Below are 14,776 nucleotides of genomic sequence, written 5' to 3'. Positions count from 1 at the left end.
TCAAACACCTTCTGTTATTAATTCCACCAGGGCGTCCATGGTGGCCGCTTTGGCTGTTTTGACCGGGATACCATGTTTCCGGGCTTCGGCAGCGGTCTGAGATCCGATGCACATGCCCACCATCCGTGAGAAGTCCGCGTCCTCTCCCACAGAGGATACAAAGCCCTTCACAGTAGAGGCGGAGGTAAAGGTGACCAGCAGCCCGTCCGTCCCCTCCACCGCTTCCCGCAGCTCCTGAGAGCGGGGATTCTCATACACCGTGCGGTAGGTGGCAATATCGTCATAGCCAATGTTACGCTTCGCCAGTTCCTCTGTCAAGGCGGGAGAGCCCTCCTCCGCCCGGAGGATAAGCACGTTTCCAACGGCAGGCAAGCCCTCTCCCAGATGGGCGGCGTCATAAACCTCCGGCACATAGTCGGCCTTCAGGCCATGCTTCTTCAGCTCCCGGTCGGTGCCGGGGCCGATGGCGGCCAGCTTCACAGTCCCCAGAGCCCGGGCATCCTTCCCGCCTGTCTCCAGCCACCGCCACAGGGCGTCTACCCCGGCGGGACTGGTGAGGACCAGCCATTCATAGTCGCCCAGCCGCTCCATGGCATCGTCCAAGGCCGGGCAGGGATCCAGGGGCATGGTGGCGATACAGGGGTACTCCCACACCTCCGCGCCCAGTGTCCGTAGCCGGGCAGACAGGGTGCCGATGCGCTCTTTGGGACGGGTGACTACCACATGCCTGCCCTTCAGAGGCAGGTTGTCAAACCAGTCAAACTGCTCCGCCAGGGCGCACACACCGCCCACCACGATAACGGCGGGGCTTTCCACCTTCGCCTGTTTCGCCGTCTCAGGCAGGCTGCCCAGTGTGGCGGAAATACGCCGCTGGACGGGCGTGGTACCCCGCTCCACCACAGCGGCAGGGGTAGCGGGCTCCATGCCCGCCGCCAGCAGCCCGGCGCAGATCTCCGGCAGGGCGGACACGCCCATCAGAAAGACCAGGGTACCTTTGGTGCGCACCAGGGCCTCAAAGTCAATATCCAGCTTCTTACCGGCCCGCTGGTGGCCGGTGATGATATGGAGGGAAGAGCAGCAGTCCCGGTGGGTCACCGGGATGCCCCCATAGGCAGGGGCTGCGATGGCGGAGGTGATGCCGGGCACCTCCTCAAAGGGGATGCCGTGCTCCGCCAGCAGCTCCAATTCTTCTCCGCCCCGGCCGAACAGGAAGGGGTCTCCGCCCTTGAGGCGTACCACGTTCTTTCCCTCCAGGGCCTTATCCAGCAGGATCTGGTTGATCTGGTCCTGGGGCACTAGGTGGTGGGAGGCCTCCTTGCCCACGTTGATCTGTTCGGCCTCCTCGGGCATCATAGCCAGGATAGCGGGGCCAACCAGCCGGTCGTACACCACTACTTCCGCCTTTTGGAGGGCCTCCAGCCCCTTTCGGGTCAGCAGGCCGGGATCTCCCGGTCCCGCTCCCACCAATGTCACTTTTCCAGGCATGGACAAGCCTCCTTTATCTCGTCGGCCAGGCGCCGGGCCAGGTCCTCGCCCTGATTCCGGGGGCCGGTAGTGGTACGGCGGATGGCCGTCCCTTCTTCATCTACATACAGACCGGTAATGGTGATCTCGCCGTCGGAGAGGACGGCGTGAGCGGCAATGGGGGAAGAACAGCCCCCGTCCAACCGGCGGACAAAGGCCCGCTCGGCCCGGGCACACAGCGTACCCGCTTCATCCAACACCTGGTCAAGATAGCTCAGGTCCTCCCCTGCCCGGCTCTGAAGGGCCAATATGCCCTGTCCGGCGGCAGGGATCATCTCCTCCACGGTAAAATACCGGGTAATGCGTCCCTCCAGGCCCAGCCGCTTCAGACCGGCGGCGGCCAGAACCAGGGCGGAGAACTGCCCCTCGTCCAGCTTGCGCAGGCGGGTGAGCACGTTGCCCCGCACCGGAGCGATCTCCATACCGGGGAACAACTCCTTCAGCTGCACTGCCCGCCGGGCGGAGGCACAGCCGATGGGCTTGGTGCTATCCAGCTCGGTAACACCCTCAGGCAGCACCAGCACGTCTCTGGGGTCCTCCCGCTTGGAGAAGCCCGCCAGGGGGATGGCTGGGTTTTCCTCCATAGGCAGGTCTTTGCAGCTATGTACCGTCAGATCCGCCCGGCCATCCAGCAGGGCGGCGTCCAGTTCCTTCACGAACAGGCCCTTACCGCCGATTTTATCCAAAGTGCGGTCCAGGATCTTGTCCCCGGTGGTCTTCATAGTCACCAGTTCCAGAGTCACATCCGGATGACTGGCCCGAATGGCGTCCATCACCAGCTCCGACTGGATGACAGCCAGTTTGCTCTCCCGGCTGCCCACACGTATGGTCTTCATTCCAATCCCTCCAGTACGGCCCGGATTGCCTTGGCGGCCCGGGCGGTGCGGGCGTGGTCATCGCCTCGCCCGGCTACCCCGGCCACGATATTCTCCCCGGTGCACACCGCCGGGAAGAAGAAGGTGCACTCGTCAGGGGCGTCAGCCACGCTGACAGGGATGCCCAAAGCACGGGCCTCCTCCCCCACCGCCCGGTTGACACTCCGATCGTCGGTGGCGCTCACCGCCAGCTCCGCCCCGGCCAGATCGCCGGGGGCATAAGGCCGCTGGAGCCACTGCACCCCTTGGGGCAGGCTCTTGCACCGGGGGGCGATCATGACCACCTCTGCTCCGAAGCGGGAGAGCACCCCCGCCCGGCGGCAAGCCACCGCACCGCCGCCTACGATGACGGCTTTCTTCCCCGCCAGATCCACAAACAGAGGGAACCGGAAGGGTTTTTCACTGGGCTGGCTCCACTTGGGACGGGCGGCGGTATGGACCTCGATCTTGCGGGCGGCCCGCTCCAGGTCCTCCGGGGTCAGGCTCTCCTTCAGCCCGCCGGACAGCAGATCCACCGCACGGCTCACCGCCAGCTCCACCAGGTCACGGGCCTCCGGGCCGTCCAGGTCAGTGGACAGCACACGGGCGGTCACCGCCTGCTTCACCCGCTCCAGCCCGGGCAGGCAGGAGCGGTAGTTCTCCCACTGCTCCAGCTGGGAGAGGTATTTTTCCAGAATTTCTTCCGCTTCGGGGGGAATATCCCGGCACACCTCCACACCCAGGTCGTCCACGTTGTAGAGGGTAAAGCCGGGCAGCTCTCCCACTCCGGGCTCAATGTCCCGGGGGATGGCCAGATCCACCAGCACCTTGGGCGGCCGGCTCAATTCCGCCAGCTCATAGGCCGCTACGGTATAGTGGGGGCTGGTGGTGGCGGAAAGCACCAGATCCATTCCCTCCATGGCGTCGTACCGCTTTTCATAGGCCGTCACGGCGCACCCGGCGGGCACCACGGTCTGGCCGTGGTGGTAGCTGCGCAGGGTGACGGTGACGGCGCACCCGGCGGCGTGGAGCAGGTCGGCGGCCAGCCGCCCCATCTCCCCGTTGCCGATGACCAGGGCCTTTTTTCCCGCAAGACCATCCAAATGGGCGGCCAGCTTCTCCACACCGCTCTGAGCGGCGGAGCGGGGCACGCCCACAAAGCGCACCTTGCTTTTGATCTCCTTACCGGCGGCGGCAGCGTTACGGAACAGGGTCTCCAGCACGCTGTCCGCCGTACCCGCCTCCCGGGCGGTCTGGATGGCACCCTTCACCTGGGTGACGATCTGATCCTCTCCCCAGATTTGGGAACGGAGCCCTCCGGCCACCTCCATCAGCCGCCGGGCGGCCTGACGGCCTTTGCAGATGGTAAATACCTGAGCAAAGCGGGCATGGTCCACACCGGCGGCCTCGCACAGCAGCTCCCCCGGATCTACGTCCACCCCGTCGCCGCAAGACAGGTACAGCTCCGTGCGGTTACAGGTGGACAGCAGGGCGCAGCCCTCGATCCTGGGATCCTTCCACAGCCTGCGGTTCAGCTCCACTACCTGGCCCCGGGTGAAGGACAGCGCCTCCCGCAGGTCGATGGGTGCGTGGTACCAGTCCAGGCCGGCCATGATGAGATTCACGCCTGTTCCCCCTTCTTCACCAGCACCACGGAGAAGTAGCCGGTGCCGTCTTCCATATCGGCGAATTTGGGACACACCAGCTCACCCTCCATGCCGCAGTTGGCCACCATGGAGGCACGGTCCAGCAGGCCTCTCTGGGCCAGAGTATCTTTCAGGGCTCCGATCTCCTTGCCCGCCTTCATAAACACCAGGTTGGCGTCCAGGTCCAGGCAGTCGGACATATCCTTGTGGGAGGCGGGGACGATGAGCAGCCGCTCGCTCTTCTCGCACAGAGCCATGCCCAGCCGGGCTGCCACGGCGCAGAAGGAGGGCACACCGGGAATGATCTCCGCCTCGTATCCCCTGGCTGCCACCTTCTGGTGGAGGTAGAGATAAGTGGAGTATACCGTGGGGTCTCCCAGGGTGAGGAAGGCCACGTCCTTTCCCTGATCCAGCTGGGCGCACACCAGGTCGGCGTTTTGTTCATAGGCGGCGTCCAGGGCGGCTTCGTCCCGGATCATGGGGGCGGCGCAGTACAGCATCTCTTTCCCCTCCGCCAGGTCCCCGGCGATGGCCAGGGCGGTCTTTTCCCCCCGGCCGGCGTCAGGCACCGCCAGCACCGGCGACTGCCGGATGATGCGCTCGGCTTTTTTGGTGAGCAGCTCCGGGTCGCCGGGACCCATCCCCACCCCGTAGAGTTTCCCCTGATTCATACCTTTTCTTCCTCCTTGAGCAAGCGCAGGATCTCCCGTCGGGCCGCGCCGATGGTAGCGGGGGCGCCGTGGGTATCCAGCCCGTCTGCCTGCCGCAGCACCTCCATCAGATGGGCGATGCGGGGCAGGCGCAAATGATTGGCCCGGAGTGCCTCCGGGTTTGCAAACAGGTCTTCCGGCGTCCCCTCCAGCAGGACCTTTCCGCCTCCCAGCAGGTAGGCGTAGTCGCAGTAGAGGGGGACGATATCCATATCATGGGTGGCAATCAGGATGGTCATGTCCAGGCTGTCCCGCAATTGGACCAGCAGACGCATGATCTCCGTTACTCCCTGGGGATCCAGTCCGGCGGTGGGCTCGTCGAGAATGAGCACCTCCGGCTCCATCACCAGCACCCCGGCAATAGCCACCCGCTTCTTCTGGCCGTAGGACAGGGCGTGGGTGGGTCGGTCCCGCAGGCCGGAGGTACCGGTACGCTCCAGGGCCTCCTCCACCCGGCGGCGGACCTCCTCCGGCTCCAGTCCCAGATTCACTCCGCCGAAGGACACGTCCCGATACACGTCGGCGGAGAAGAGCTGGTCGTCCGGGTCCTGGAACACGATGCCCACCCGCCGGCGCAGGGCGGTCAGCCCCTTCCGGTCGTAGCGCACTGGCTGCCCGTCCAGCAGCACCTGCCCGCTCTTGGGGGTGAACACCCCGTTGAGGTTGAGGAACAGAGTGGATTTTCCCGCCCCGTTGGCCCCCAAAATGCCGGTGATGCTCCCCCGCTGTGCGGACAGCGTAATATGGTCCAGAGCGGTGGTTCCGTCCTCATAGGCGTAACACAGCTCTCTTGTTTCGATCGCGGGATTCATCCTACCGCCATCCTTTCCAAACATAGCACGAGCAGTTGTCCTCCAACTACCCCCACCGTCACCGGGATCAGCCACAGGCCGGGCGTATAGTCTCCGGCCAGGGTGGTGAGACTGCCGGCATACCCCCTTGACTCCAGGGCGGTATAAATGCTCTGGGCCTTGCGCCAGGCCCGGAGAAAGACCATGGAGGACAGCTCACCCAGGGAACGCACCGACCGGCGGAAGCCCTGATAGCCCAGACGGGATTCCTGGGCCAGACGGATGTTGGACGCCGTCTCCGCCAGCACGAAAATGAAGCGGTAAATGAGCTCCATCAGCTCCACCAGCAGCCGGGGCACGTGGAGCTTCTCCAGCGCCATGGTCAGGTCTGTGACCGGAGTGTTGAGGGACAAGAAGTACATGCACCCCACAGCGCCCATGGCTTTGCAGAACAACCGGGCTCCCTGGTACAGGTCTCCGGCGGTAAAGCCCCACAGCCGCTCTCCCACCGGGATGGCGGCCACGACCACCGTTCCCGCCGGGTAGCTGTGGATCAAAATCGTGATCCCGCCGATCACCAGGAAGGCCAGAGGCACCTTCAGGAAGTGGAGGTAGACCCTGACCGGCAGGCCTCCCAGGGCGGTAATGAGGATCCCCATCACCACCACCGTGGTCAGGCCCACCCACACGCTGTCGCAGCACAGGCACACCACCAGAGCCACCGCCGCCAGCGCCAGCTTGGGCAGGGGGGAAACCCGGCGCAGCCGGGACTGATAGGCGTAGCGGTCGGTGCCCATGGTCACTTCTCTCCCTTATTTTTATCGGATTTGGTTAACCGGCCCAGTACAAAGCCCACAACGCCCGCGCCGATGGCGGCCTGGAGTGCAAAGAGGAGGGACTCTACTTCGCCGCTGGCGGGCTCCAGAATGGGCTCGAACCAGGGCTCATAATCGGGATTCAGCTCTGTAATGGCCTCCTCGGCCGCGCCGTCGGCCCCGCCGAACTCGGCGTTGGGCAGCAGCCACAGGGGCACAGCGGCCAGGGCAATCACCAGAAGAATAAGGATCAAATTTTTCTGCCAAACTTTCATGTCCGTTCCCTCCTCACAGCACCCGCAGCTCCTGGAGCTGGGCCTTGCTGTACTTTTCCAGCACGTTGAAGATCACCACGGTGAGCAGACCCTCGGCGATGGCCAGAGGTATCTGCGTGACGGCGAAGATGGTAAGGAACTTCACCATACCGCCGTTTACGATCCCCAGTTGGAGGGAGGTAATCACGTAAGTAAACAGATCTCCCAGGGCGGCAGCGGCAAACACCGCCACGGCGGCGGGGGCATTGACCTTGCGCAGCAGCTTGTAGACCACCCAGGACAGGATGGGCCCGGCAATGGCCATGGAGAAGGTGTTGGCCCCCAGGGTGGTGAGGCCGCCATGTGCCAGCAGCAGGGCCTGGAACAGCAGAACGATAAGGCCCAGCACCGCCATAGTCAGGGGCCCAAACAGGATGGCGCCCAGGCCCACGCCGGTGGGGTGGGAGCAGGAGCCGTTGAAGGAGGGGATTTTCAGCGCGGACAGCACAAAGGCGAACGCTCCGCACATGGCCAGCAGGATCTTGGCCCGGGGTGCCTGTTCAATCCGTCTCTTAATGGAGAAGAAGCCCGCCACCACGAAGGGAATACACACCGCGCCCCACAGCAGGCACCAGTTTACCGGCAGGTAGCCCTCGGCGATATGCATGGCCCCGGCATTTACGGTGAACATCCCCGCCAATGCCGCCAGCATCCCCACCGTGAGGAGCATCTGATTTCGTTTGGATCGTCTCATAATCATTCATCCTTTCCTATCACTCGTAGGTATTTGGATCTCCGGACCGGGCAAGGTCTTCCGGCTCGAGCCTCTCTGCCGCCGCGCGTCTTCCCAGGTCTCCCCAGTGACATGGTGCCCGACGGCTCTTCTCTTACGGCAGCGGGACTGCGCGGGAATTGCACCCGACTTCCCTTTTCCCGGCCCCATCTATCTCAACAGGCTTATGCCTGGACCTGTCTGGCGTGCTCCACGAACATAGCCCGTACCCGTGGATATTCGCCCAAACCGGTGAGGACACAGCTGGTCTGATAGCCCATGCCCTCCAGAATGTTTTTCCAGGAGTCAGGCTCATCGCCGGCCAGGTCGTTTTTGGCGTGGTCACCGGCCACTGTCATGAGGGGCCGCAGCTCCACCTCTTTTACCTGGGGGCGCTCCTTCAGCCGCCGGAGGACAGCGTCAAAGTTGGGGTAACCCTCCACGGTGCCTACAATGACGTCGCTCCGACCCAGGTCGTGGAATGCATACTCCATCAGAGCATAGGCGGAATTGGCCTGATGCTCCGAGCCGTGGCCCATGTAGACTACCGCCCGTTCCTCGCTCCTGGGCGGCAGGATCTCCATCAGGGCGCGCCCCAGATCCAGGTAGTCCTCCGCTGCCGTCAGCAGGGGCACCCCCACCGTCAGCTTGTCAAACCGGCCCCGGAACTGCTCCGCCTGATCGGCCAGCTTATGGTACTCCTCCCCGTTCATCACGTGGGTGGGCTGGATCAGGATATCGGTATATCCCTCTCCGGCCAGCCGCTCCAAGGCGGTGGGCACGTCGTCGATCTCCACACCCCGCTCCCGTTTCCAGCGGCGCAGAATCATGCCGCTGGTAAAGGCCCGTCGGAGGGTACGCTCCGGAAAGGCGGCGGCCAGGTCCCGCTCGATGGCCGCGATATTTTTCTCTAAGGTATCGGCATAGCTGGTGCCGAAGGACACCGCCAGCAGGGCTTTTCCTTCCATGGTACTTCCTCCTGTGTTCATTCCCGGGCGTTGTTGCTGGCCTGGTAGAGCAGGGCGTTGCAGATAGCGGCGGCGATATTGCTGCCACCCTTGCGGCCCCGGGCCACAATGTGGGGGGTGTCCATGGTGAGGAGCAGTTCCTTGCTCTCCACCACATTGACGAAGCCCACCGGCACACCGATGATCAGGGCCGGAGCCCACTTGCCCTCCTCAATGAGCTCGCAGGCCCGCACCAGGGCGGTGGGGGCGTTGCCCACGGCCAGGATCACAGGGCCCTCCAGCGCCGCCGCCCGCTCCATGGACACGGTGGCCCGGGTCTCTCCCCGTGCCTTGGCCTCAGCGGCCACGTCGGGGTCGGACATAAAGCACACCGCTTTCCCGCCGAACTTCTCCAGCACCTTCTTGTTGACGCCGGAGAAGGCCATCTGGGTGTCGGTGACGATGGTACAGCCGCCCTTGATGGCGGCGATGCCCTTTTCCACCGCTCCGTCGGAAAATACCAGGTTGTCGGCATAGTCAAAGTCGGCGCTGGTGTGGATGGCCCGTTTAATGACGGGCAGCTGGTCGGCGGGGAACACCCGGTCGCCCAGCTCCTGGCCGATGATCTCCATGCTCCGCTCCTCGATATCGGCGGGAGCCACCCGCTGCAATTCTACTTTTTTCATATTATCTCTCTCCGTTCAGGATGCGGTAAATCTGTTCCATATCCAGGCTGGCCCGGAGGCCCTCCGCCAGCTTGTCGTACTGAAGCTGGGCGTAGGCCTGCCAGTCCACGCTGGCCGCCTGCCGATCCAGGCCCTTGGCCTTCAGCAGGCAATTCACCAGGGCGGCGGCGCACTCGGCCTTATCGAAGATGCCGTGGACGTAGCAGCCCCACACGTTCCCGGCGGTGAGCCCGTCGGTGTGGGACGCCCCGGTCTGGTCGGTAAAGCCCACCAGAGGCTGGGCGGTGCTGCTGGTGCGGCCCATGTGGATCTCGTAGCCCTCAAAGGGGACGCCGCTCAGATCCGCAAAGATACCCTCCAGGCCCTTGAAGGAGCCGGTGACACGGGTGCGGGTCTTCTCGCCCTGGAAAATGGTCTCGGCGGGCAGCAGACCCAGGCCCTTGAGGGTGCCGCCGCTTTCCACCCCGTCGGGGTCGGAGACGGTCTGGCCCAGCATCTGATAGCCGCCGCAGATGCCCACCACCGCGCCGCCCTTGGCGGCGTGCTTGAGGATGGCGCCCTCCAGGCCGCTCTGCCGCAGCCAACGCAGGTCGTCCATGGTGTTCTTGGTACCGGGAAGGATGATGAGGTCGGGGTTCCCCAGCTCCTTTACGCTGCCCACGTACCGGAGGGTGACCTCGTCCATCCGCTCCAGGGGGTTGAAATCGGTAAAGTTGGAAAGTCGGGGCAGGCGGATGACGGCGATATCCACCAGACCCACCTTGCCGCTCTTGGACAGGCGGGTGGACAGGGAGTCCTCATCGTCCACATCCACGTCCAGCATAGGCACCACGCCCAGCACCGGCTTGCCGGTGAGCTCCTCCAGCTGGCCCAGGCCGGGACGGAGAATTTCCACATCGCCCCGGAATTTGTTGATAATCAGACCCTTTATCAGCTCCTGCTCGTCAGGCTCAAGCAGCTTCACCGTGCCGTAGAGGGAGGCGAACACGCCGCCTCGGTCGATATCGCCGCACAACAGCACCGGAGCGTTGGCTCGCTTGGCCATGCCCATGTTGACGATGTCGTCCTGCCGCAGGTTGATCTCCGCCGGGCTGCCAGCCCCCTCGATGACGATGATGTCGTACTCCGCCGAGAGGGACTCATAGGCGGCCATCACCTCAGGAATGAGCGTCTTGCGGTAGTGGAAGTACTCTCCCGCCGGCATGGTGCCCCGGGGCACACCGTTGACGATGACCTGGGAGCCCACATTGCTGGTGGGTTTGAGCAGGATGGGGTTCATCCGGGCGTCGGGGGCCACCCCGGCCGCCTCGGCCTGCACCACCTGAGCCCGGCCCATCTCCAGGCCGTCAGGGGTGATGGCGGAGTTCAGGGCCATGTTCTGGGACTTGAAGGGGGCCACCTTGTAGCCGTCCTGCTTGAAGATGCGGCACAGGCCTGCCGCCAGCAGGGACTTGCCTGCGTTAGAGGCGGTACCCTGGAGCATGATCGCCTTTGCCATTACAGCACCTCTTTCAGGGCGGCCAGCAGCCGCCGGTTTTCTTCCCCGCCTTTGACGCACACCCGGTACCAGTCGGGGCCCAGGTTGTGGTAGTTGGCGCAGGAGCGAATCAAAATGCCCTTTTGGAGCAGTTTTTCCTTCAAATTTGTAATCTGTTCCAGGCGAAACAGCAGATAGTTAGCCTGGGAGGGCACCACGTCGCACCCCAACTCTGTTAGTCCTGCCGCCAGGATGGGCCGCTCCCGGGCCACCAGCGCCCGGGCTCCCTCCGGCCAGTCTGGACAGAGCGTGAAGGCGGCGGTTCCCGCCGCCTGGGCGGGAGCGGATACACTCCACGGCTGGGCGAAGCCGCTCAGCCGTTCCAGCAAGTCACAATCCGCCGACAGGCCGTAGCCCAGCCGCAGACCGGCCATGGCATAGCTTTTGGTGAAGGCCCTCAGGAGGAACAGGTGGGGGAACTCCGCCAGATAAGGAGCCAGCCCCTTTCCGCCCTCGTCGGCTAGGGGGAGAAAGCACTCGTCCACCACCAGCCGGGCGCCCACAGCTTCGCACTTCCGGGCAATTTCCACCAGCAGATCGGTGGAAATGAGCCGCCCGGTGGGGTTGTTGGGGGTGCACAGGAACACCAGCTCTATCTCGGGGGTAACGGCCTCTACAAAGCCCTCGTCCAGGTCGAAGTCCCGGTCGCTGTCCAGAGCGTACCGCTCTACCTGACAGCCTACGCAGGACAATGCCCCTTCATACTCGGAAAAGGTGGGTGCGGTAAGCAGCGCCCTTTTGGGCCGGAGGGCGAAGGCCAGCCGGAAAATCAGGTCGGCTGCTCCGTTACCGCAGATCACCTGCTCCGCCTCCACCCCGTCGTGGGCGGCGATGGCCTGCCGCAGCTGGCGGCACAGGGCGTCGGGATAGGAAGATCCGTCCGCCTGGGCGGCGGCCTGCGCCGCCTGGTCAGGTGTCCCCAATGGATTTAAATTTGTGGAAAAGTCCAGCACCGCGCCGCCGTAACGGCTCCGGGCGGTGAGCACGTCCCCGCCGTGGGTGTATTCAGCCATGGTTTGTTCCTCCTTTACGGGAACAGCAAAATCAGCAGCGGCACACCGCAGAACAGAAGCAGGGCGAAAAAGGCGGTGGCGTACAAAATGCGCCCCGAGCGCAGGATATCCAGCGGCTCGATGGGCCGCTGATCGTCCCCGATATAGGGCTTCTCCACCAGCTTGCCGAAGTAGAAGTTGGGTCCCGCCAGCCGCAGCTGGAGGGCGCCGGCGCAGGCGGCCTCGGTGTGGGCGGAGTTGGGGGACTTGTGGTTTTTCCGGTCCCGCTTGAACACCCGCCAGGCGTTTTTCCCGTCATACCCCGCGGCGGCGCTCCCCAGGCACATGAGCACCCCGGCAATGCGGGCGGGGAAAAAGTTCAGGATATCGTCGAATTTGGCCGCAGCACGGCCAAAATACAGATATTTGTCGTTCTTGTAGCCCACCATGGAGTCCATGGTGTTGGCCGCCTTGTAGAACATGCCCAGGGGCGCCCCACCGATGGCCAGGAAAATGAGGGGAGCGATCACGCCGTCGGAGGCGTTTTCCGCCACCGTCTCCACCGCCGCACGGGCTACCCCCGCCTCGTCCAGAGAGGCGGTGTCCCGGCCCACGATCATAGATACAGCGTACCGGGCCTTGTCCAGATCCCCGGTCTTGAGGGCGTCGTACACCTTGCGGCTCTCAGCAGCCAGGGACTTGGTGGCCAGCAGCTGATAGCTCAGCAGGCTCTCCACCGCCAGGGCCAGCCAGGGGCTCACCAGCCTGCAGGCCCACAGCAGCAGCACGGTAAGGCCGGTGGGGATGGCCAGGGTGAGCACCACCAGCACCACACCCCCCGTCATCTCCCCGGCGGGCAACTTGGGAAAGAGCCTGCGCAGCCCCTTTTCCAGACCGGCGATCAAGGCCCCGATGGCCCGCACCGGGTGGGGCGCCCAGTGGGGGTCCCCCAGCAGCAGATCCAGGCAGAAGCCGATCAGCAGGGCCAGCAGATGACTGACTCCCCAACTCATCCCTTGTACTCCTCCAGCACTGTCAGCTCCAGAGTGTCGGGATTGAGCGACATGCGGAAGCCGCCGCAGTTGGGGCACATCCAGCCATAATACTCCCGCACCGGGCGGCCGTACTTGCTCAAAAGGCCCATGAGGGCGCCGCCGTGAGACACCACGCCCACCCGCTCATAGCCGTGGGCGGCGGCGTCCGCCGCCAGCTTCTCCAGGCCGATGGACACCCGCTCCACCACCTGCTCCGCCGTCTCGCCCACCGGCATGGCGGCGAAATTCAGGTGGTCGCCGGACTGACCGATCCAGGCCTGGTACAGGGGGTCGTCCTTCAGCTCCTCATGGTTCTTTCCCTCAAAGGGCCCAAAGTCGCTCTCCCGCAGCTCGTTGATCACCGTCATCTCTGTCTCCGGCCACAGCAGTTCCGCCGTCTGGCGGCAGCGCATCAGCGGGGAGCGGTAGATATGCTCCACCCGAGGCAGGGTGGGCCCCACCTTCCGGGCCAGCTCCTCTCCCTGAGGGGCCAGAGGCACATCCAGGGTGCCGACAAACCGCTTCTCCAGGTTACCCTGGGTGGTACCGTGCCGAATGAGGATCAGTTCCATGGTAAAGAATCTCCTTTCAGGGTCATGGGCAGGCCGCAGAAAATGCGCTCCACCCGCTGCGCCCGCTTAGCCAGGCGGCAGCACAGCCGCCCCACCTGCTCCCTCCAGGTTCGCTGGGCCGGGTCGATGGGCACCACACCGCAGCCCACCTCGTCGCAGATGAGGATGATATGGGGATTGACGGCCAGCAGCGCCTCCTCGTCCAGGTCGGGCCACAGCTCCACGCCGTCAAAGATGGGCAGGGTCTTGGCCTCCTCCGGGGTGTGGGCCACCTGACCGGGGTCATATCCTGTTTTTTGCAGCACATAGTCCAGCTTGCCCTGGGCCGCGCCGCCGATGATGAGGATCATAGCACCGCCTCCAATTTCTGTACCAGCACCACCGCCAGCACCATGGCCAGCTCGCAGGTCTGGAGGAAGAAGCCCGCCAGGTCGCCGGTGACGCCGCCGAACTGCCGAAAACTCATGATCCGGTAGTATAGGCAGGCCAGACCCGCGCCCAGCAGGGCGGCCCCGCCGGTGAGAGGGGACAGCCACAGCATGGCGGCGGCCACCACCACCATCCAGATGGTCAGCACCCCCCGTGCCTTCGCCGCGTCCATAGGCTGGGTAAAGGTGGCCAGCAGGCCGGTTCCCCGGGCGTTGGGCAGGGTGACGGCGAAGAAACCGGACAGGCTGCGGGACAGGGCAGGTCCCAGGGCCAGCACCAGGGCGGCGCTCCCCGCCGCCGACACCTCGCACCAACCGGCGAAAAAGACCAGCAGGCAGAGCACACAGCAGATGATGGCGAAGGCCCCGGTGTGGGAGTCCTTCAAAATTTCCAGCTTCCGCTCTCTGCTCTGGTGGGAGGACAGAGCATCACAGGTGTCGCAGAACCCGTCCAGATGGATGCCGCCGCTGAGTGCGATGGGAAGGAGCAGGGCAATAGCGGCGAACAGGGCGGAGCCAATGTGCAGAAACTCCGCCAGGGCCATCCAGCCATATAGGACGGCCCCGATGACCACACCCACCAGGGGAAACCAGCACAGGGCCCAGGACAGGGCTTTTTTCTCCCAGTCCACCCTGGGCATGGGGATTTTGGAGTACATGGCAAAGGCAATGATTAAGCTTTTCAAGTTTTCGCTTCCTTCCAGGCCACGGGAATCCCGCATACCACTTCATATACCTGATCCGCCTGGGCGGCGATGGCCCGGTTCAGACCGGCCAACAGCTCCAGATAGGCGGCAGTCTCCGGGTCGTAGCGCATCCCGTCGGAAAACAGCTCATTGGTGACCACCACCAGCAGTTCCGCGCTGGCGGCGGCCCGCTGGATGCCTGCCAGCACCCGGTCAAAGGCCGCCTTTCCGCCGCCCTCGGGGGCAAAATACTCGTTGGCGGACAGGTTGGACAGGTCTTCCAGCAGAACGGCGGAGTGGGCGGGCACCTCCAGCTTGTCCAGGCCGGTGGGGCACTCCAGGGTGTCAAATCCCTTCCCCGCCCGCATCTGCCGGTGGCGCTCCACCCGGCGGACACTTTCTTCGTCCCACACCTGCATGGTGGCCAGATAAACGCGCTCGTTCAGGCCGGAGGACACCACCAGGCCCTCGGCAAATTCCGACTTGCCGCTGCCCGACTCGCCGGATACCAAAATCAGCATGACACTA

At 64.3% G+C, this 14,776-nt stretch carries 17 protein-coding genes and 1 riboswitch; all 17 genes read right to left on the bottom strand.

The features are described 5' to 3' along the window. The 17 genes from cobA to ACTNB1_RS04075 all read right to left on the bottom strand — a co-directional run bounded on the left by cobA (window position 1) and on the right by ACTNB1_RS04075 (window position 14,769). A complete protein-coding gene (gene cobA, locus ACTNB1_RS04155) occupies window positions 1–1,485 on the bottom strand; it encodes a uroporphyrinogen-III C-methyltransferase (protein ID WP_441168000.1) in 1,485 nt (494 codons plus the stop codon). After that, on the bottom strand, window positions 1,470–2,360 hold the full coding sequence (gene hemC, locus ACTNB1_RS04150; RefSeq protein WP_441167999.1) for a hydroxymethylbilane synthase: 891 nt from the start codon (window positions 2,358–2,360) through the stop codon (window positions 1,470–1,472). The genes cobA and hemC overlap by 16 nt, the downstream gene beginning before the upstream one ends. Beyond that, window positions 2,357–4,003, bottom strand: a complete 1,647-nt coding sequence (locus ACTNB1_RS04145) for an NAD(P)-dependent oxidoreductase (RefSeq protein WP_441167998.1) — start codon at window positions 4,001–4,003, stop codon at window positions 2,357–2,359. The genes hemC and ACTNB1_RS04145 overlap by 4 nt, the downstream gene beginning before the upstream one ends. Next, window positions 4,000–4,695, bottom strand: coding sequence for a precorrin-2 C(20)-methyltransferase (cobI, locus tag ACTNB1_RS04140; protein ID WP_441167997.1), 696 nt, complete (start codon window positions 4,693–4,695; stop codon window positions 4,000–4,002). The genes ACTNB1_RS04145 and cobI overlap by 4 nt, the downstream gene beginning before the upstream one ends. Beyond that, the gene (locus tag ACTNB1_RS04135; protein WP_441167996.1) at window positions 4,692–5,546 is read right to left on the bottom strand and encodes an ATP-binding cassette domain-containing protein; all 855 of its coding nucleotides are present in this window, start codon (window positions 5,544–5,546) and stop codon (window positions 4,692–4,694) included. Before ACTNB1_RS04135 ends, cobI begins: the two co-directional genes overlap by 4 nt. After that, on the bottom strand, window positions 5,543–6,322 hold the full coding sequence (cbiQ, locus tag ACTNB1_RS04130; protein WP_441167995.1) for a cobalt ECF transporter T component CbiQ: 780 nt from the start codon (window positions 6,320–6,322) through the stop codon (window positions 5,543–5,545). Before cbiQ ends, ACTNB1_RS04135 begins: the two co-directional genes overlap by 4 nt. Window positions 6,323–6,324: 2 nt before the next feature. Further along, on the bottom strand, window positions 6,325–6,615 hold the full coding sequence (locus tag ACTNB1_RS04125; RefSeq protein WP_441167994.1) for an energy-coupling factor ABC transporter substrate-binding protein: 291 nt from the start codon (window positions 6,613–6,615) through the stop codon (window positions 6,325–6,327). A gap of 13 nt (window positions 6,616–6,628) precedes the next feature. Further along, a complete protein-coding gene (locus ACTNB1_RS04120; protein WP_441167993.1) occupies window positions 6,629–7,348 on the bottom strand; it encodes an energy-coupling factor ABC transporter permease in 720 nt (239 codons plus the stop codon). 33 nt (window positions 7,349–7,381) lie between these two features. Further along, window positions 7,382–7,575: riboswitch (cobalamin riboswitch) on the bottom strand. Next, window positions 7,552–8,334 carry a sirohydrochlorin cobaltochelatase gene (locus ACTNB1_RS04115; RefSeq protein WP_441167992.1) on the bottom strand — a complete coding sequence of 261 codons (783 nt, stop codon included), beginning with the start codon at window positions 8,332–8,334 and terminating at the stop codon, window positions 7,552–7,554. (Overlaps the previous riboswitch by 24 nt.) Window positions 8,335–8,351: 17 nt before the next feature. Then, on the bottom strand, window positions 8,352–8,999 hold the full coding sequence (locus ACTNB1_RS04110; protein ID WP_441167991.1) for a precorrin-8X methylmutase: 648 nt from the start codon (window positions 8,997–8,999) through the stop codon (window positions 8,352–8,354). A 1-nt stretch (window position 9,000) separates the two neighbouring features. Beyond that, a complete protein-coding gene (locus ACTNB1_RS04105; RefSeq protein WP_441167990.1) occupies window positions 9,001–10,497 on the bottom strand; it encodes a cobyric acid synthase in 1,497 nt (498 codons plus the stop codon). Beyond that, entirely contained in the window at window positions 10,497–11,549 is a 1,053-nt protein-coding gene (gene cobD, locus ACTNB1_RS04100) for a threonine-phosphate decarboxylase CobD (RefSeq protein WP_441167989.1), read from the bottom strand. The genes ACTNB1_RS04105 and cobD overlap by 1 nt, the downstream gene beginning before the upstream one ends. A gap of 14 nt (window positions 11,550–11,563) precedes the next feature. After that, window positions 11,564–12,541, bottom strand: a complete 978-nt coding sequence (cbiB, locus tag ACTNB1_RS04095; RefSeq protein WP_441167988.1) for an adenosylcobinamide-phosphate synthase CbiB — start codon at window positions 12,539–12,541, stop codon at window positions 11,564–11,566. Then, window positions 12,538–13,134, bottom strand: coding sequence for a histidine phosphatase family protein (locus tag ACTNB1_RS04090; RefSeq protein WP_441167987.1), 597 nt, complete (start codon window positions 13,132–13,134; stop codon window positions 12,538–12,540). Before ACTNB1_RS04090 ends, cbiB begins: the two co-directional genes overlap by 4 nt. Next, a complete protein-coding gene (locus ACTNB1_RS04085; protein ID WP_441167986.1) occupies window positions 13,125–13,484 on the bottom strand; it encodes a bifunctional adenosylcobinamide kinase/adenosylcobinamide-phosphate guanylyltransferase in 360 nt (119 codons plus the stop codon). Before ACTNB1_RS04085 ends, ACTNB1_RS04090 begins: the two co-directional genes overlap by 10 nt. Beyond that, the gene (locus tag ACTNB1_RS04080) at window positions 13,481–14,248 is read right to left on the bottom strand and encodes an adenosylcobinamide-GDP ribazoletransferase (RefSeq protein WP_441167985.1); all 768 of its coding nucleotides are present in this window, start codon (window positions 14,246–14,248) and stop codon (window positions 13,481–13,483) included. The genes ACTNB1_RS04085 and ACTNB1_RS04080 overlap by 4 nt, the downstream gene beginning before the upstream one ends. Beyond that, entirely contained in the window at window positions 14,245–14,769 is a 525-nt protein-coding gene (locus ACTNB1_RS04075; protein WP_441167984.1) for a bifunctional adenosylcobinamide kinase/adenosylcobinamide-phosphate guanylyltransferase, read from the bottom strand. The genes ACTNB1_RS04080 and ACTNB1_RS04075 overlap by 4 nt, the downstream gene beginning before the upstream one ends. Between the last annotated feature and the right edge of the window lie 7 nt (window positions 14,770–14,776).

Source organism: Flavonifractor sp. HCP28S3_F3 (assembly GCF_052065355.1).
In the GTDB taxonomy this organism is placed as follows: domain Bacteria; phylum Bacillota; class Clostridia; order Oscillospirales; family Oscillospiraceae; genus Flavonifractor.
This window is presented reverse-complemented; position numbering and strand designations above follow the sequence as displayed.